Genomic DNA, 16,832 nt, shown 5'->3' with positions numbered 1-16,832 from the left:
GTCCGCGTGAGCGAGCTAACCCTCATCGTCCTGCGCTTCGGTTTCGTCGTTGCGCTGTGGCTTTTCGTGATCGTTGCGCTCCTCGTCCTGCGCAACGACCTCTTCGGAACCACGGTCATCACGCGCGGCGGAAGCGGGCGAAAAGCAGGCGCCGAGAGACGCACGGTGAGCGACCCTTCCGCTCTCCAGCAGGGTCAAAAAACCACCGATCCGAACGCCGTTCAAACCCAGCTGGTCGTCACCGCAGGCCCCCTTCGCGGCACCACGATCCGCCTCGCGGCCTCGCCGATCCTCATCGGCCGCGCCCCGGAATGCACCCTCGTGCTTTCCGACGAATACGCCTCCAACCGCCACGCGCGCGTATTCCCTCACGATGGCGAGTGGTACGTCGAGGACCTGGGCTCAACTAACGGCACGACCCTCGCTGGCAAGCCCCTCGAAGGAGCCTCCGCTCCCTTCAAGCCAGGCGCCGCCATCACGATCGGCAACACTCAAATTGAATTGAGGCGAGGCCCCCGATGACCATCGCGTTGCGCTACGCAGCGAAAACAGACGTCGGGCTCGTACGCTCGAACAACCAGGACTCCGGTTACGCCGGCTCCCACCTCCTCGTCGTCGCCGACGGGATGGGAGGCCACGCCGGTGGCGACGTCGCCAGCTCAGTCGCCGTGGGCACGCTTTCGGAGCTCGAAACCGACGCACCTGGAACCGATATCGTCGCCGCACTCGAGGGCGCCGTCCTTGACGCAAACGATGCCATCCTGCGGCGCGCTCGCGAAGAACCCCTTCTCGCGGGCCTCGGCACGACCGTCACCGCGCTCTTGCGCGCGGGCAACAAGTTCGCGCTCGTCCACATCGGTGACTCGCGCGCCTACCTTGTGCGCGAAGGCACGTGCACCCAGGTCACAAAAGACCACACGTTCGTGCAGCGCCTCATCGACGAAGGGCGCCTCACCCCGGAAGAAGCCGAACGCCACCCGCAGCGCTCCATGATCATGCGCGTCCTCGGTGATGTCGACGCCGATCCCGAACTCGACCTGAGCCTCAAACCAGCCGTCCCAGGCGACCGCTGGATGCTGTGCTCCGATGGCCTCTCGGGACTCGTCTCGTTCGAAACCATCAGCGACGTCCTCTCGAGCATCGACGACCCCGATGAATGCGCCGAGCACCTCGTCGAACTCGCTCTCAAAGCGGGCGGCCCCGACAACATCACGTGCGTCATCGCCGACGTCATCGACATCGACGACCTTCACAAGGGCGATCCCGGCCCGTCGAGTGGAAGCATCGTCGTTGGTGCCGCCGCGCGCGACCGCCATCGCCCCACGGCCGCGACGGGACCCGCCGCACGCGCCGCAGCACTCACGCGGGAAGAAGTGCCGTACGAAGACGAAGACTACGAAGAGGAACCCCCGAGGCGCTCGAACTGGCCGGTGGCGGCGCTCTTCACCCTCATCGCTGCACTCCTCATCGGTGGTGCCTGGTTCGCCTATAACTGGACGCAAGATCAGTACTACGTTGGCACCAACGGCTCACAGGTCGTCATCTATAAGGGCATCGCGCAAGACCTCGGCCCCCTTTCGCTCTCCCACGAAGAGGCCGTCACCGACGTGGTCCTCAGCGACCTCCAGCCCGTGACCCAAACCCAGGTCACAAACACCATCAGCGCAAAGAACAGAGACGACGCCGACCGCATCGTCGCGCAGCTCGCGGCGGAGGGGAGCCTCTCGAAAGACCCGCAGGCCGGCGCAAGCGACAGCGGTGGCGCAAGCGATAGCGGCGGCGAGGCCGAAACCGGCCAGGCTCCCTCGGACGGCGGGCGCTAATGGCGACGGTCATCAGCTATCAGGCACGAACACGGCGCATCTTGCACCTTGTTCTGCTTCTGGCTGCCTTCGCGATCGGTCTCGGCGCGAACGTCCTCGTCGACCTCGGGCGCAACGAACAGATCGCCGCATCAACCTGGTGGCAGATTGGCGGGCTCGGTGTCGGGGCGCTGATCGTGTACATCGTTGCAGCAGTGCGCATCTCGTATGCCGATCCGCTGCTCCTGCCCACCGCTCTCCTGATCAACCTCATCGGCCTCGCCACGATCAAGAGCGTGGATCTCGTCTACGAGAAATACACGTCCTGGGGGCATGGCTTCGCCTCGCGCCAGGTCATGTGGACAGCGCTCGGCCTCGCGTGCGTCGCCGCCGTGCTCATGCTCATGAGGGACCACCGCCAGCTCCGTCGCTACACCTGGATCACGGGTGCCGTCGGACTCCTGTTCCTGCTCCTGCCGCTTGCCCCCGGCATTGGCGCCGCTAACTATGGCGCACGGATTTGGATCCGGATCGCGGGCTATTCATTCCAGCCCGCCGAAGTCGCGAAAATCCTCTTCGCGATGTTCTTCGCCGGCTTCCTCGTCTCGAGGCGCGACACACTCGCCCTCGCGGGGCCGCGCGTCCTCGGCATCACCCTGCCCCGCTGGTCGGATCTCGGCCCGCTCCTTTTCGCGTGGGCCGGCGCGACCGCCGTTCTCGTCTTCCAAAACGACCTCGGCACGTCCCTGTTGTTCTTCGGGCTCTTCGTCGTCATTCTGTACACCGCAACGGACCGCCTGAGCTGGTTCATCATCGGCGCCCTTATGTTCGCACCCCCGGGAATCTACTACGTGCTCAAGCTCGGTCACGTGCAGCGCCGCTTCGAGTGTTGGCTCGACCCCATGGGCAGCGGAAACTTCAGCAACTGCGGGCAGATTAACAACGGCATCTTCGGCATCGCGAACGGCGGCCTGTTCGGCGTCGGCCTCGGCGAAGGCCGCCAGGACACCGTCCCGTTCGCGCAGTCCGACTTCATTTTCGCGTCGGTCGCCGAGGAGCTTGGGCTCGTGGGCGTGTTCGCGCTTCTCGCGCTCTACGCGATCATCGTGCAGCGCGGGCTACGCTCAGCGGTCGGGATTTCCGACGGTTACGGGAAACTCATCGCGGCCGGGCTCTCATTCACTCTGGGCCTTCAAACGTTCATCGTCGTGGGCGGCGTGACGCGCGTGATCCCCCTGACCGGCCTCACGCTTCCCTTCATGGCCGCGGGTGGCTCAAGCCTCGTGGCCAACTGGATCATCGTGGGGCTCCTCATGAAACTGAGCGACGCCGCACGAAGGCCCGCGGCACGCAGCCTCGGCGAAACCGAAAAGCACATCGCGGCCGATCAGCACGCGCCGCACGCGATGAGTGCGGAGGTCACAGCATGAACAAACCGCTTCGCCACGTCTCGCTCGTGCTCACCGTATTGCTCCTCTTCCTCTTTGGCTCCACCACCTATTTCCAGGTCATCAAAGCGGAAGAACTCAACGCGAACGGCCGCAACGCGCGCACGATCTACAACGAGTTTGGGCGGCCGCGCGGGCCGATCGTCGTCGACGGTGTTGCCGTTGCCTCAAGCACGAAAGTCAACAATCGCTACGGGCTCAAGCGTGAATACGCTGAGCCGGGCCTGTACGCACCCGTCACGGGCTACTACAGCGTCGTGTACGGCTTCGGCGGCATGGAAAAAGCCATGAACGAAGAGCTTTCGGGCAAGGCCGACTCTCTCTTCTACGACCGCCTCATGACCGTACTTTCGGGCCACGACCCCCAGGGCGCGCAAGTCGAACTCACGATCAATGCGAAGGCACAAAAGGCCGCCTACGAGGCCCTCGGCGACCATCGCGGCGCAGCCGTCGCAATCGACCCCGATACAGGCGCGATTCTCGCGATGGTCTCGACCCCGAGCTACGACCCGAACGCCCTGGCTTCACACGATTCGAAGTCTGTCAGCAAGGCGTGGTCCAAGCTCAATGACGACCCGAAGAAGCCTCTGAGTAACCGGGCGATTGCGGGCAACCTCTACCCGCCGGGCTCGACATTTAAGCTCCTCGTCGCCGCGGCTGCGCTCGAATCCGGCAACTACACTCCCGAATCGGAAATCCCCGGCCCCGGAAGCTATCAGCTCCCGAACTCGTCCACGTCGATGTCGAACCACCCGAACGGCGATACCTCCCCGTGCGGCCCGAACGACGTGTCGAGCTTGCAGTCCGCGCTCCAGCAAAGCTGCAATACCTCGTTCGCGATGCTCGGCGTCCAGCTCGGCGAAGACGCTCTGAAGAAAAAGGCCGAGGAATACGGATTCGGCACGAAGATGCAGATCCCACTCTCGGTGACACCGTCGTCGATGGCCTCCGATATGGACGATGCCCAACTCGCCCTGAGCTCGATCGGGCAATACGAAGACAAGGTAACCCCGCTCCAAATGGCGATGATGGCGGGCTCGTTCGCCAACGACGGCATCGTCATGGAACCCCAGCTCGTCAAGTCTGTTCGCACGGGCGACCTCAAAGAGGTCAAGGCACTCGCTCCGCGCGAGAAGAGTCAGCCGCTTTCCGCCGCTCATGCCGCGCAGATGCGGCAAATGATGGAAGCAACGGTGACGGATGGAACGGCAAAGCGCGCCCAGATCGACGGGGCCGAGGTCGGCGGAAAAACCGGAACGGCGCAGTGGGCGAAAGGGAAGAAGCCGCACTCGTGGTTCGTTGGCTACGCCATGAAGGGCGACAAGAAGGTTGCGGTGGCCGTTGTCGTCGAGGAGGCCGGCTACGGAAGCACCGTTGCCACCCCCGTCGCGCGAGACCTCATGAAGGCAGTGATCGAGGAATAGCATGAAAACACGTAAAGGACTCGTTCTCGAAGGACGCTACGAACTCACTCGCCTCATTGCCACGGGTGGCATGGGCCAGGTCTGGGAAGGCAAGGACCAGGAGCTCGACCGCCCCGTAGCCGTTAAGGTTCTGCGCGAAGAGTTCGCGGGCGAAGAGGGCTACCTCAAGCGTTTCCGCGCCGAGGCACGCCATACCGCCGCGCTCGCGCACGACGCGATCGCCGGCCTCTATGACTACGGAGAGCTTGACGGGCGCGCCTATATCGTCATGGAGCTCGTGAAGGGCCGCCCCCTCTCAGACATCATCGAAGAAAACCCAGACGGTCTCGACGAAGACCGCGTGATCGCCGTGCTCAAGGAACTCGCGAAAGCACTGGATGCCGCGCATGTCAAAGGCGTCGTCCACCGCGACGTCAAGCCGGAGAACGTGCTCGTGGACGACACGAACGACTGGGCGCTCAAGATCACCGACTTCGGTATTGCCCGCTCTAACGACCAGGCGAAGCTCACGAAGACCGGCCTGGTCATGGGCACCGCCCAATACCTGTCTCCCGAGCAGGCCATGGGAAAGCAGGCCACGAGTCTTTCCGACATTTACGCGCTCGGCATCGTCGCCTACGAGATGCTGACCGGCTCACGCCCATTCACGGGCACGAGCCAAGTCGAGATTGCGATGGCCCAGGTTAAGGAGGCACCACCGGAGCTTCCCGAGCGCATCAACCCGGATCTGCGCCGTCTCGTCATGATGATGCTCGCGAAGGCTCCGGCCAACCGCCCCCGGTCGGCGGCGGTTGTCGCCCGCATTCTCGATTCGATCGAACGAGGCGAGGAGCCGCGGTTCGGGACGAGCAGCGTGCGCGCCCCTGGCGGACGTTCCGATGCCTCCGCCTCCGCCTCCAAGCGCGACGGTGGCCACTCGAGCCGCAAAATCACCTCGAAAGCCAACTCGCGCACGGCGAACCCGATTTCGCCCACTGGAACCCGAACGGCGGCGATGCCGCTCGCGGGCGTCGGCTCAAAGCCGGTCACCATCAGGTCCTCGTCAACGGCAGCGTCGGCACCGAGCGCGCGTTCGGCGGCGAGCGCTAACTCTGCGAGTAGCGCAAGTCGCGATCACAGGGCCGCCGCGCGGCGCGGAACATCCACGGGACAGAGCGTCGGTAGGGTCAGCTTGCCGCTTCTAATCGTGCTTGCCGTCGTTGTGATCGCCATTATTGTGGCGATTCTCGTGGCAACCGGAACGGTATCCCTTGGTGCGGGCACACACTCATTAGAATGGACGGGCGCGGATGTGAGCGCACTCTTGAGGAAGGCTACGGTGGCATTGTGAGCGAAGACCGCATGTTACTCAGTAACCGCTACGAGATTGGGCGTCTCCTTGGGCGTGGCGGCATGGCTGAGGTGTATCTTGCGCGCGACACGCGCTTGCATCGCACGGTCGCCCTCAAAGTGTTGCGCTCGGACCTCGCGCGCGATCCCCACTTCCAGGAACGCTTCCGCCGTGAGGCACAGTCAGCCGCGGGGCTCAACCATCCCACGATCGTGGGCGTCTACGACACTGGCGAGGACCACCGCACCGAGCCCACGGGCGAAGAGGTGACGATCCCCTACATCGTCATGGAGTACGTCGAGGGCGACACGCTTCGATCCTTCATCTCGGCGGAAAACCCCATGAGCGAGCAGCGCGCGTGCGCGATTATGGGGGGTGTGCTGGGCGCCCTCCAGTACTCACATAACGCGGGAATCGTTCACCGGGACATCAAGCCCGGCAACATCATGATCACGAAGAACAACGAGGTCAAGGTCATGGACTTCGGTATCGCACGCGCGGTATCCGAAGCGACCGCGGCCATGACCCAGACGCAAGCCGTTATGGGCACCGCACAGTACCTCTCGCCGGAGCAGGCGCGTGGCCAGCAGGTGGATGCGCGCAGCGATGTGTACTCCGCGGCGGTTGTTCTCTACGAGCTCCTCACGGGTCGCCCGCCCTTCACGGGCGACTCGCCGGTGTCGATCGCATACCAGCATGTGCGCGAAACTCCGGTGGTCCCCTCGACCTACAACCCGAACATCAGCAAATTCATGGACGCCGTCGTGCTCCACGGCCTCGCGAAGGACCGCGAGGTGCGGTACCAAAGCGCCTCGGATTTCGCGAAGGATATTACCGACGCGGCGGCAGGCCGCGAACCGCGGATTCTTGGCACCCTTGCCGCAGGCGCTGCGGGCCCCGCAAGTGCTGAAGCGGCAACCCAGGTGCTGAGCCCCACGGAGTTTGAAAACACGACGGCGTTCCAGGACCAGGAAACCCAGGTCATTCCCACGCATACGGCTCCGATGGCCCCGTCCGCTCCTGCGGCCGCGGCGGTAGCGTCGCCCACGCCGCAAGGGCCGAGGAGTGCACTCGATGAGATTGCGCCGGAAGAGGAAAAGAAACGTCACGTAGGCGCGTGGGTCGCCGGATTGATCCTCCTGCTGCTTATTGTGGCGGGCGCCGCGTGGTGGTTCATCGCGCAGCAGAATCGCGAGCCCGAACAGGTGGGCGTGCCGTCGGTCGTGGGCATGGCGGAAGACGATGCGAAGCGCACCCTTACCGAAGCAGGGCTCACCCCGAAGTTCACTGAAAAGGCGAGCACAGAGGTTGACGAAGGGCTCGTCATCTCAACCGATCCTGAAGCAAAGGCCCAGGTCGTCAAGGGCTCTACCGTCAACGTCGTAGTCTCGAGCGGCCCGGACTCCGCCAGCGTGCCTAAGCTCGAAGGGCTCACGAAGGATGAGGCACAGAAGGCTCTCGAGGACGCCGGCTTCACGATGACCGTTGCCGGCACCGAAGATTCAACCGAGTTCGATAAGGATGTTGTGATCCGTTCCGAGCCGGGCGACGGCGCGAGCGCCCCGCAAGGCAGCGCCGTTAAAGTCTGGATTTCGAGCGGTCAGCTCACCGTCCCGAGCGTGGTTGGGTTCACTCAGGCCGACGCCGAACAGGCTCTCAAGGATGCCGGGTTCGAGGTCACCGTGGCGAGCCGCGAGGCAAAGGATGGGGAAACCGTCGGCACCGTTCTCGAACAGACGCCCGCCGACGGCACCGCAATGAAGGGCTCGACCGTGCGCCTCGTCGTCGCCGCTGAAGCCGGCCCCGTGACCATTCCGAATGTCGTGGGTCAAACTCTCGAGGAAGCGCGCACACGCTTGAGCGTCCCCGAGCTCAACCTCGGCACGCAGGTGCAAGAGGAGTTCTCCCCGACTGTCGAAAAGGGTCGGGTGATCCGCACAGATCCGGAGGTCAACTCCGAGGTGAAGTCCGGGTCGAGCGTCACGATCATCGTGTCGAAGGGCCCTGAGCCCACGCCTACCCCCACGCCGACCGCGACCACAACCCCCGCCGCGCCTTCGGTCACTCCGGTCGACGGTGAAGGAAACGGCAATGGCAACGGAAACGGCAATGGCAACGGAAATGGAGCCGGCAACGGGCGTGGCCGCGGCAATGGCGGCAACTGACCCCACCGGCTCCTCGTGCCGCATCCTCGTGGTCGATAACTACGATTCGTTCGTGTACACGATCATCGGGTATCTCGAGCAGATGGGAGCCGAGTGCGTAGTTGTCCGCAACGACGCCGTACCTGAAACCTCGTCCGGTGCCCCTGATCTTTCGGGATTTGACGGCGTTCTCATCTCCCCAGGTCCGGGCAACCCCCTCACCGCCGGGCGAAGCCTCGACGTGATCGGTGAGTGTGCCCGCACGTCGACTCCGATGTTTGGGGTATGCCTCGGGCTTCAGTGTCTCGGCCATTACTTCGGGGCGATCGTGACGCATGCGCCGCAACTCATGCACGGCAAGACAAGCCTCATCCACCACGAAGGCCAAGGGCCGTTTGCGTCCCTACCCTCACCGTTTGAGGCGACCCGCTATCACTCGCTCGCTGTCGTGCCCGACACGGTCGACGAGGCAGTTCTCGAGGTCACGGCTCGCGCCGACGACGGCAGCATCCAGGGGCTTTCACACAGGAGCCTCCCGCTCCACAGTGTCCAGTTCCACCCGGAGAGCGTGCTTACTAACGGCGGGCACACGATCCTCGCGCACTTCCTCGAACTCGCAGAAGGTCGAGACGGAACGGGGGCTGGCGAGCGAGCCCGCACTTTCGCGCCGCTGCTCACTTCTGCGGCCCCTCACTGAGGGTGTAGGAAAGGGCAGTAGATCCCGTAAGGCAGGGACTGCCTATGCCGTTGTCGACGCCGCGGCTACAGGGCGCCGAGCGCCGAGATCGTCCCCTGGTTGAACGGCATATACGGTGCGATCAAGGGGAACACCCAACCGAAGAGCACCACGACAATCGCCGCGAACAGAATCAGCAGCACCAACACCTTGACCCACCACGGGCCAGGAATAATCCGATAGAGCCAGCCGTACATTACTTCTTAACCTCCGCGAGCTCTTTGGGGATTCCCTTGCTGCGATCAACCCAGTGGTCATACTTCGCGTACGTGATGTACCGCTCCGCAGCCGAATACATGGGGTGGCACGCCGTCATGGTGAGCATCCGCTCCGTTGGCTCCTCCCCCGGCTTATTCGGAACCGGCGCAATCACCTGCACGTCGTTCGGCTGCACAATCTCCGATCCCGTTACGTAGTACACGTAATAGGCCTTCGGCCCCTCAATGATGACCGGGTCACCGGGCTGAAGCCGCGCGATGTCGTGCAGTGGACGCCCGTATGTCGAACGGTGACCCGCAAACGCGAAGTTCCCCACTTCACCCGGGAGGGCTGTGTCGGGATAGTGCCCGTTGCCGATCACGTTAAGGACCTTCTCCATGCTCACGCCCTCGGCCATGGGAGACGTGGCCTTATCGAACTTCGGCACGTGGAGCTCGCCCCACACCTCGTTTTCTTTGACATTCTCGATCTTCGGCGGTTCGCCCTTTTCGGGGGGTGCGATCTTCTTCGGCGCGGGCCCGCCCCACTTCGACTGGAGCTCCTGGATGATGACGGCATGCTCGCGGTCAGCAATAACATCCGTCCACCACAGCTGCCACACGACAAAAAGAAGGAGGAAAGCTCCGACGGTAATCAACAGTTCGCCGAGCACACCAATAATGCTCGAGACCACGCTCCGTTTACGCTCGGGCGCTCGCCTATGGCGGGAAGAAGGCACAATGTCTCCGATTCGGCAGGGGGTTAATCGGCGGGCGTCGGAATAACACCAACCTATTCCTTCGCGCACTGTACCCTAATATATGCCGTTGCCGGCACCGCACCCACCCCTCGGGGCGGCCCGGCGCATCCGTGACCGTTGTGAAAGGTACCCCATGGCCAAGAAAGTTCGGCGTTCCTCGACCATCCCCACCCAGCAGAACCAGCCTGCACGGGATCGAGTGACTCGCGCCGAGGCCGAAACCCGCCGCTCGCGCCGCGCTCAAGAAAGCGCCGCGGAAGCCTACAAGCCAAGCCCAGCCTGGCTGGTGCCCACCGCCGTCACTCTCCTCATCCTCGGAATCCTGTACATGGTTGTGTACTACATTTCGAGCGCCCAGTACCCGCTCCCCATTGGCGACTGGAACCTTGCCGTTGGCATCGGCATCCTTCTCGCGGGCGGCGGGCTCCTGACCTTCTGGAGGTAGCATGAGCAGCGTCCCAGCCACCCCCCTTCACCCGTGGCGGCGATTCGTCGCCATCGGTGACTCATTCACGGAAGGCATCGGTGATCCCGATCCGCACGTGCCCGGAGGGGTTCGCGGTTGGGCAGATCGCGTCGCCGAAGAGCTCGGGCGCACGTGCCCCGATTTCGCCTACGCGAACCTCGCGATCCGCGGCCGGCTCTACAAACAAATCATCGAGGAGCAGCTCGAGCCGGCGATCGACCTCAAGCCGGATCTCGTGAGCTTCTTTGCGGGAGGCAACGACGTGATCCGGCGCGGCGATCCCGACGAGATCGCTTCCGAAATCGACGTCGCCGTCGCGCGCCTCGCTGAGACAGGCACCGACATCATCCTGTGGACAGGGCCCGACGTCGGCAACACCCCCGTTCTCAACCTCATCCGTGGGCGCTCCGCGATCTACAACGAAAACATGCGCACGATCGCCAAACGATACAACGCATTCGTCGTAGATCTGTGGGCTGCGCGCCAGCTCGTTCACGAAAGCATGTGGGCCGAGGACCGCCTGCATTTTTCACCTCTTGGGCACCACACGATTGCGCGCGAAGTCCTCGCCGTTCTCGACGTCCCGAACAACCTCCGCGAATTCACGCCCCACGACCCGCCGCAGCGCACGTGGCGCCAGGCAGCAGAAAAGGACCTCGTGTGGGCGCGCGATCACCTCGGCCCCTGGGTAATGCGGCGCATCCGCGGCGAAAGCTCGGGAGATGCCGTGCATCCCAAACGGCCCGAAGCCTCGCCCGTCTTCGGCGAAGGTATGCCGCCTGGTTCGGCCTCACGGGAAGGCGAAGAATAAGACCATGGTTGTGCGTTAGAGTACAGTCGCGCCCGTCCCTTTACACGCAAGGTCTCCCCATGACGACGACTCAGTCGAACCCCCTGAGAAAGTTCGCTGCGCTCTTAGTGATTCCTTTTCTCCTCCTCATCGCCGGCTGCGGGGACCTCAAAGCAACCATGACAGTAGAAAGCGCCGACAAAGTTGTCCTCGAAGGCGTTGCTCGGGGGTACAGTTCGGTGCTTGAAAAATACGGCATGAAACCCGCGGATGTTTGTACCTCGAAAGATACGACGGGTGCTGGTGGACCAGCCTTCGAAGGCACACTCAAGACCAAGCTGACCGAAACAGGCGACATCTTCGAGTGCGAATTCACCAGTACGATAGAGGATCCCGAACAGCTCAAGCAGATCCTCACTTACGACAAGGACTCGAACACCTACACACTGAAGGGGATCATGCCTGCCCCTGAAATCGCCGAGCGGCTCTCTCTCGGCGCCTTCATGACTAGCGTCACCATCGTCATGCCAGGCAAGGTTACTGAATCGAACGTCGGCAGGATCAGCGGCAACAAGGTTCAGATCAGCAGTATCGAGAGTTTCCTCTCGGACTACGAGATCAAGTCCGAGGGCCCCGGGTTCCCCTGGCTCATTGTCGTCATCATTATTGCGGTGGCACTTGCGCTCCTCTTCTTTGCGGCTCTCGCCATCACGGCTCTCATTGTCATCGCTCGCAAAAGGAAAAAGAGCCCTGCCGCAAACGCCCAAACGTTTCAAAACGGCTCATCTACGCAACAAAGTAGGCCAGGCCAGCAGCCCGAGATACGCGAGCCAAACTATCGAAGTCCCGAAGGCGCCGATTCTCGACATTACAAAGGTCAGGCCAGTATCGATAGCGACCCCCAAGCCCCGGTTCCGCAGGCCGCTGAAGTACCCACAGATTTGTCCACCACATTCCGGATTCCACGAAAGTAGAGGTTCCTTGTGACAGCACCACAGGCCAACCCTTTGAAGAAGATCGCAGCGTTAATGCTCATCCCGTTCATGCTCGTCGTTGCGGGCTGCGGCAAGCTCGACGCGACGGTCACCATCGAGAGCCCCGAAAAGATCACCCTCGAGGGTGTCGTCTCAATAAAGAAATCCTCGCTCGAGGAAATCGGCATGACCCCCTCTCAGTTCTGCGGCGATGAAGCTCTTGAGGAATTTACTGGCGAGACCAAGCCAGATCTCAAGCTAGAGGAGAAAGACGACGAGGTCGTGTGCACTTTCTCTGGCCAAAAGGATGAAAAAAACCCCATGGGCGATGCCTTGAAGTACGACAAGGAATCGGACACCTACACCTACAAGGAAGCCTCCAAAGGGTCGTTTGGCGACCAGGCGGCGGCTGCCGGCTTCAAGGTTGATTTCACCTTCGTTTTCCCCGGCAAGGTCACCGAATCGAGCGTCGGCAAGATCGACGGCAACAAGGTCCACATCACCGACACGAAAGAATACTTCTCAGACATCAACATCAAGGCCGAGGGCAGCAGCTTCCCCTGGCTCATCGTCATCATCGTGGTCGTTGTTGTTCTTCTCCTTGTCCTTGCGGCGGTTGTCATCGGCGCCCTCGTGTTCATGAAGCGCAAGAAGAAGTCCGGTGCCGGCGACGCACACTTCCAGCAGCAGGGATCCTTCCAGAGCTCGACCCACGGAGGCGCGCAGCCGCAGGGGCAGCAGGCACAGCCGGGTGCCCAGCCGAGCTTCGGCCAGCACCCCTCGCAGGGCACCTCGAACGCGCCCCAGCCGCCGAGCTACCAGGCTCCCCAGCAGGGCAGCTACGAAGCACCACAGCAGGGGCACCAGCCGCCTCAGCAGGGCTTCCAGGGGAACTCGTTCGGCGAACCTGGCAATCAGGGACCGCAGGACAACCCCGGCCAGACCTTCGGTAAGCAGTAACCCCTCCGCGCCCTGAGCGCATCGCAGCCGAGGGCTCGTGACTAGACTCACGGGCCCTCGGCTCGCACTTCGGGCCGTACCGGAGTAAAGTAATACAAGTCAGTTCGAGAGAACAGGCAAAAAGCGCCCGTAGCTTAACGGATAGAGCATCTGACTACGGATCAGAAGGTTGGGGGTTCGAATCCCTCCGGGCGCGCCAGCAAAAAGGCCCTCCACTTCGGTGGAGGGCCTTTTGCGCTCTCCATCGTCGATACGTGAATCTGTGCCCAACGTTTGTGGCGGAATGCGACCGGATACCGCCACAAACGTTGGGTTTAGTTTCCTAGACCAGGAAAAGGGCCGAGAAGCCCGGACGGAAGAGGTGAGCCGGGCCGGAGGGGTGGCCAGCGGGCCGGGCGATATGTGCATGGCGGGTCCGCGGTGCCGGGCCGGGATCCGACGCTTGCCCTCCCCCATCGCCCCACAAAGAAACGCCGCACCCCACCCCGTATGGGCGAAGGCGCGGCGTTTTCGTGCAACCTCAATGGCCGCGAGGCAAGCGTCAGGAAACGATCTTGCCGGGGTTGAGGTTCTTGCCCGGATCCTGAGTCTCGTAGAGATCACGCATCATCTTGACGCCGAGAGGACCGGCCTCTTCCTCAATCCAGGGCTGGTGCTCAGTTCCGACCGCGTGGTGGTGCGAAAGAGTGCCGGCGTGCTTCTGGAACTCGCTTTGCACCGCGTGCTTGATCGCCGTGTACTGCTCGAGCATGACCTCGTTGTTCGCATAGGGAACGGCGAACGTGAAGTACAGACATGCACCCTGGTGATAGCTGTGGCTCATGTGGCAGAAGAAGAAGCCGGGAATCCCGAGCTCATCGAGCTTCGCGTAGAACGTGTCATACACCTTCGAGTGCATCTCGTTAATCCGTGCCCACGTGGTGCCAGTATCGGAGACGTCGCCGAACACGTTGAGGCCGAGAAGGAAGTCACGAAGGTAGGGGGTATCGAACTTCTTCTGATCGTAGATCGCCCCGGGGCCCGCACCGAGGGTAATGCCGCCGGCCTTCTTGACGATCTTCTTCACTGCGGCCTGCTCGCGGCTGATCTGGGCCTTCGAGCCTTCGAAGCACACGTAGCTCATGCACATCTCGTTCTCGGTGTCCCAGCCCTTTTTGCGCAGATAGGCGAAAAGGGTGTCCTGGACCTTGCGGGTGATTTCTCCCTTTTTATCCTTGGGCTCTTTGAGCATCGACAGGCTGAAGGCAGTCTCCGGGCCGTCGCTCAGGCGCGTGAACACGGGGTGGACTTCGCTACGGGCAATGGCGTGCATGCCGCGGATGCCGGATTCCCAATCGGGGAACATGTACGCGATGACGACGCGGTTTTCCGCCATGCGATGCACGCGCACGGTGCATTCCGTGATGACGCCGAGGCGACCTTCGGAACCGAGAATCATTTCGTGGATGCTCGAACCGGAGTCGCGGCCGGGGATCGGCTTGGTCTCGACAATGCCGTCGGGGCGCACGACCCTGAGACCCCGCACGATGTCCTCAATGTCGCCGTAGCGATCCGACTGCATGCCGGTCGAGCGTGTCGCGGCCCAGCCACCGAGCGTCGAATAGGTGAACGAGTCGGGGAAGTGCCCCATCGTCCAACCGAGCTCGTTGAGCTGCTCTTCGAGATCGGGACCGTACACGCCGGCCTCAACGCGGGCGAGGCCGGAGGTATCGTCGATCGAGATGACCTCGCGCATACGGCCGAGGTTGATCGTGATGATGGCGCGCTGCTCGTCAACGTTCGGGGTGACGGATCCGGAGATCGAGGAGCCGCCGCCGTAGGGGATCGCCACGAGGTCGTGGTCGACGATGTAGGCGAGGATCTGCTGGACCTCATCGTCGCTCTTCGGGTAGATCACGGCGTCGACGATGCGAGCAAAGTCCCCGGTGCGCGCGCGGAACAGGTCGATCACGGAGCGACCGAAAGAGTGAACGACGCGGTACTCGTCGTCATCGAGAAGGTTGTCTTTGCCAACAATGCCGGCGAGAGCGGCGCGGTCCTCGGCGCCGAGGCGGCTCGCGGGAACGTCGTAGTCGCTCAGTTGCGGCTCCGGTGCCGGCGTGAGCTTCTCAAGGTCCATGCCGATCTTCGACTTTGCGAAGCCGGGGAAAGCGGGCTTGTTGTCCCAGCGGAAGGTGATGTCGTCAAGACCCCACCCCCACCACTTGTGTCGCTTAACCTCGCGTGCCGAAATGGGGCTGTTCATGACGCTTGCTCCTCGGGTGGTTGGGTTCCCATGATGGCTTCGTAATTGTGGGCTCTAAGGGTTCGGACGGCCGCCTGAATCCTCGCGTTGAAGCTGAGTGCGCTTTCGCCTTCCTCAGCTCGAAGGGGCGCACCAATGACGACCCCGACCGGGGGCCTTCCCGGCTTTGGCCAGCTGCGGCCTTTGGGCATCGCTTCATGCGCACCGATCAGTGCAGCTGGAATGACGGGCACGTTTTCGCTGATGGCGAGTGACGCAGCGCCGGGTTTGAACTCGGCCATCTTCCCCGTCTTCGACCGTGTCCCCTCGGGAAAAACAAGCACGGGAATGCCCGCGGTGAGCAGTGTTCGCGTGATGCCCGAGTGCTTGCGGGAGCCGTCGCGGTCGATGGGGAAGGCATTGAAGAGTGCTCGCACGAAGATGCGGCGGTACCAAATGTCAAAGAAGTACTCTCGCGCGACGCCCGTGGAGAGGTATTTTCCCTGGGTAAAGGGGAGGCCTTGCGCCAGCATAGGCGCATCGAGGTGGCTCGAGTGGTTCGCGACGAGCAGGTAGGCACCGCGCACCTTTTTCACTGCGGGATCGACGACGATCTTCTGCGTCACGGCGCTCTTCACGACGCCCTTGAATCCGACTCGCACGAGCAGCGCGCGAAGGTACGCGCGCCAGGTCGAACGGTAAAGGGAGGGGTCGTGATACCTGCTCACTTGCTTCCCTTCGTGACGGATTGAGAAAGCGGCTTCTCGCTGTTGCGCCGTTTGGTGAACCACGCCGCGATTGAATGCATGATGTTCCGGGGAGCGATCCGCGCGAGGAAAGCGAGCACCTTAAAGCGCTTTGAGGGGACCGAGATGAGCTTTCCGCGCGCCACATCCTGCAGGCATTCCCTCACGAGGCGCTCCGGCGAGAGCCACAGGAAGTCGGGGATCGAAGAACCGGAGATACCCGCACGCTCGTGGAACTCGGTACGAACCCAGCCCGGCTGGAGCGAGGTCACTCGCACACCGCTGCCCGCGAGGCGAACCGCGAGCGCTTCGGTGTAGGTATTGCCCCACGCCTTGATCGCAGAGTAGTTGTTTTGCGGGAGATAACCGGAAACGGAGTTCACGTTGATGACCCACCCTTTGCCGCGGCGAGCCATGGCGCGGCCGGCTGCATTAGAGAGGTGGAAGACGGCCCTGATCATCACGTCGATACCCGAGTCGTGAAGCGAGAGGTCCTCGCCGAGAATGTCGCTACGCACGCTGAAACCTGCGTTGTTCACGAGGATGTCGACTGCCGGGTGCTCGCTGCTTTCTTGGGCTAGACGCTCTTCGACGCGATCGCGATCTGCGACAACTTCGAGATCGCACACCATCTCTTCAACATCGATGTCGTAGCGGGTGCGGAGGTCTTGTGCGAAACGCGAAAGACGATCGGCGTTGCGGGCGACCAGCACGAGGTCGACACGCCGCTTGGCGAATTCGCGCGCGAAAGCGGCCCCAATACCAGAGGTGCCGCCGGTGATGAGGGCCCTATGCATGGCCCCTACGATACACTAGGCACGCATGCCCAC

General features: G+C 62.7%; 16 protein-coding genes and 1 tRNA gene. 12 read left to right on the top strand and 5 right to left on the bottom strand.

The features are described from left to right. Positions 1–6 precede the first annotated feature (6 nt). Genes DEHOM01_RS03245 through DEHOM01_RS03215 form a run of 7 tightly spaced genes read left to right on the top strand, consistent with a single transcriptional unit; the run spans position 7 to position 8,845 of the window. On the top strand, positions 7–522 hold the full coding sequence (locus DEHOM01_RS03245) for an FHA domain-containing protein FhaB/FipA (RefSeq protein ID WP_016663340.1): 516 nt from the start codon (positions 7–9) through the stop codon (positions 520–522). Next, positions 519–1,823: a PP2C family protein-serine/threonine phosphatase gene (locus DEHOM01_RS03240; protein ID WP_061211481.1), complete on the top strand. Its 1,305-nt coding sequence runs from the start codon at positions 519–521 to the stop codon at positions 1,821–1,823. Before DEHOM01_RS03245 ends, DEHOM01_RS03240 begins: the two co-directional genes overlap by 4 nt. Further along, on the top strand, positions 1,823–3,232 hold the full coding sequence (locus DEHOM01_RS03235) for an FtsW/RodA/SpoVE family cell cycle protein (protein WP_061211480.1): 1,410 nt from the start codon (positions 1,823–1,825) through the stop codon (positions 3,230–3,232). The genes DEHOM01_RS03240 and DEHOM01_RS03235 overlap by 1 nt, the downstream gene beginning before the upstream one ends. After that, positions 3,229–4,674: a peptidoglycan D,D-transpeptidase FtsI family protein gene (locus tag DEHOM01_RS03230; protein WP_061211479.1), complete on the top strand. Its 1,446-nt coding sequence runs from the start codon at positions 3,229–3,231 to the stop codon at positions 4,672–4,674. The genes DEHOM01_RS03235 and DEHOM01_RS03230 overlap by 4 nt, the downstream gene beginning before the upstream one ends. A gap of 1 nt (position 4,675) precedes the next feature. Next, positions 4,676–6,004 carry a serine/threonine-protein kinase gene (locus DEHOM01_RS03225; RefSeq protein WP_061211478.1) on the top strand — a complete coding sequence of 443 codons (1,329 nt, stop codon included), beginning with the start codon at positions 4,676–4,678 and terminating at the stop codon, positions 6,002–6,004. After that, positions 5,950–8,169: a Stk1 family PASTA domain-containing Ser/Thr kinase gene (gene pknB / locus DEHOM01_RS03220; protein ID WP_276325409.1), complete on the top strand. Its 2,220-nt coding sequence runs from the start codon at positions 5,950–5,952 to the stop codon at positions 8,167–8,169. Before DEHOM01_RS03225 ends, pknB begins: the two co-directional genes overlap by 55 nt. Further along, positions 8,156–8,845, top strand: coding sequence for an anthranilate synthase component II (locus tag DEHOM01_RS03215; RefSeq protein ID WP_061211639.1), 690 nt, complete (start codon positions 8,156–8,158; stop codon positions 8,843–8,845). The genes pknB and DEHOM01_RS03215 overlap by 14 nt, the downstream gene beginning before the upstream one ends. 65 nt (positions 8,846–8,910) lie before the next feature. Here the strand turns inward: DEHOM01_RS03215 and DEHOM01_RS10045 are convergent, their stop codons facing one another. Both DEHOM01_RS10045 and DEHOM01_RS03210 read right to left on the bottom strand, forming a co-directional pair. Further along, complete coding sequence (locus tag DEHOM01_RS10045; protein WP_167346640.1) at positions 8,911–9,081, bottom strand: hypothetical protein; 171 nt, start codon at positions 9,079–9,081, stop codon at positions 8,911–8,913. Beyond that, positions 9,081–9,776, bottom strand: a complete 696-nt coding sequence (locus DEHOM01_RS03210; RefSeq protein ID WP_061211477.1) for a class E sortase — start codon at positions 9,774–9,776, stop codon at positions 9,081–9,083. The genes DEHOM01_RS10045 and DEHOM01_RS03210 overlap by 1 nt, the downstream gene beginning before the upstream one ends. A gap of 199 nt (positions 9,777–9,975) precedes the next feature. Here DEHOM01_RS03210 and DEHOM01_RS03205 point away from each other — a divergent pair, with 199 nt between their 5' ends. From DEHOM01_RS03205 to DEHOM01_RS03185, 5 genes are all read left to right on the top strand, one after another. Further along, complete coding sequence (locus tag DEHOM01_RS03205; RefSeq protein WP_016663349.1) at positions 9,976–10,287, top strand: cell division protein CrgA; 312 nt, start codon at positions 9,976–9,978, stop codon at positions 10,285–10,287. Between the two features lies 1 nt (position 10,288). Next, complete coding sequence (locus tag DEHOM01_RS03200; protein ID WP_061211476.1) at positions 10,289–11,119, top strand: SGNH/GDSL hydrolase family protein; 831 nt, start codon at positions 10,289–10,291, stop codon at positions 11,117–11,119. Between the two features lie 59 nt (positions 11,120–11,178). Continuing rightward, positions 11,179–12,072 (top strand): hypothetical protein, encoded by an 894-nt coding sequence (locus DEHOM01_RS03195; protein ID WP_061211475.1) that lies wholly within the window; start codon positions 11,179–11,181, stop codon positions 12,070–12,072. 9 nt (positions 12,073–12,081) lie between these two features. Next, positions 12,082–13,032 (top strand): hypothetical protein, encoded by a 951-nt coding sequence (locus tag DEHOM01_RS03190; protein ID WP_156468294.1) that lies wholly within the window; start codon positions 12,082–12,084, stop codon positions 13,030–13,032. Between the two features lie 123 nt (positions 13,033–13,155). Continuing rightward, positions 13,156–13,231: transfer RNA gene (locus DEHOM01_RS03185), tRNA-Arg, on the top strand. A gap of 342 nt (positions 13,232–13,573) precedes the next feature. Here the strand turns inward: DEHOM01_RS03185 and DEHOM01_RS03180 are convergent. The 3 genes from DEHOM01_RS03180 to DEHOM01_RS03170 are packed head-to-tail and all read right to left on the bottom strand — an operon-like array spanning position 13,574 to position 16,799. Then, positions 13,574–15,277 carry an FAD-binding oxidoreductase gene (locus DEHOM01_RS03180; protein ID WP_061211473.1) on the bottom strand — a complete coding sequence of 568 codons (1,704 nt, stop codon included), beginning with the start codon at positions 15,275–15,277 and terminating at the stop codon, positions 13,574–13,576. Then, positions 15,274–15,984, bottom strand: a complete 711-nt coding sequence (locus tag DEHOM01_RS03175; protein ID WP_061211472.1) for a lysophospholipid acyltransferase family protein — start codon at positions 15,982–15,984, stop codon at positions 15,274–15,276. The genes DEHOM01_RS03180 and DEHOM01_RS03175 overlap by 4 nt, the downstream gene beginning before the upstream one ends. Continuing rightward, positions 15,981–16,799: an SDR family NAD(P)-dependent oxidoreductase gene (locus DEHOM01_RS03170; RefSeq protein ID WP_061211471.1), complete on the bottom strand. Its 819-nt coding sequence runs from the start codon at positions 16,797–16,799 to the stop codon at positions 15,981–15,983. The genes DEHOM01_RS03175 and DEHOM01_RS03170 overlap by 4 nt, the downstream gene beginning before the upstream one ends. Between the last annotated feature and the right edge of the window lie 33 nt (positions 16,800–16,832).

It is taken from the genome of Dermabacter hominis NBRC 106157 (assembly GCF_001570785.1).
Classification (GTDB): Bacteria; Actinomycetota; Actinomycetes; order Actinomycetales; family Dermabacteraceae; genus Dermabacter; species Dermabacter hominis.
The sequence above is the reverse complement of the archived record's forward strand: the minus strand, read 5'-3'. Positions and strand labels throughout refer to the sequence as shown.

What these genes read in the sequence shown, in the direction of transcription:
- DEHOM01_RS03205 (WP_016663349.1), top strand. Translation starts at nt 9,976, where the DNA reads ATGGCCAAGAAAGTTCGGCGTTCCTCGACCATCCCCACCCAGCAGAAC.
- DEHOM01_RS03195 (WP_061211475.1), top strand. Translation starts at nt 11,179, where the DNA reads ATGACGACGACTCAGTCGAACCCCCTGAGAAAGTTCGCTGCGCTCTTA.
- DEHOM01_RS03180 (WP_061211473.1), bottom strand. Translation starts at nt 15,277, where the DNA reads ATGAACAGCCCCATTTCGGCACGCGAGGTTAAGCGACACAAGTGGTGG.
- DEHOM01_RS03240 (WP_061211481.1), top strand. Translation starts at nt 519, where the DNA reads ATGACCATCGCGTTGCGCTACGCAGCGAAAACAGACGTCGGGCTCGTA.
- pknB (WP_276325409.1), top strand. Translation starts at nt 5,950, where the DNA reads ATGGACGGGCGCGGATGTGAGCGCACTCTTGAGGAAGGCTACGGTGGC.
- DEHOM01_RS03225 (WP_061211478.1), top strand. Translation starts at nt 4,676, where the DNA reads ATGAAAACACGTAAAGGACTCGTTCTCGAAGGACGCTACGAACTCACT.
- DEHOM01_RS03200 (WP_061211476.1), top strand. Translation starts at nt 10,289, where the DNA reads ATGAGCAGCGTCCCAGCCACCCCCCTTCACCCGTGGCGGCGATTCGTC.
- DEHOM01_RS03235 (WP_061211480.1), top strand. Translation starts at nt 1,823, where the DNA reads ATGGCGACGGTCATCAGCTATCAGGCACGAACACGGCGCATCTTGCAC.
- DEHOM01_RS03170 (WP_061211471.1), bottom strand. Translation starts at nt 16,799, where the DNA reads ATGCATAGGGCCCTCATCACCGGCGGCACCTCTGGTATTGGGGCCGCT.
- DEHOM01_RS03215 (WP_061211639.1), top strand. Translation starts at nt 8,156, where the DNA reads ATGGCGGCAACTGACCCCACCGGCTCCTCGTGCCGCATCCTCGTGGTC.
- DEHOM01_RS10045 (WP_167346640.1), bottom strand. Translation starts at nt 9,081, where the DNA reads ATGTACGGCTGGCTCTATCGGATTATTCCTGGCCCGTGGTGGGTCAAG.
- DEHOM01_RS03230 (WP_061211479.1), top strand. Translation starts at nt 3,229, where the DNA reads ATGAACAAACCGCTTCGCCACGTCTCGCTCGTGCTCACCGTATTGCTC.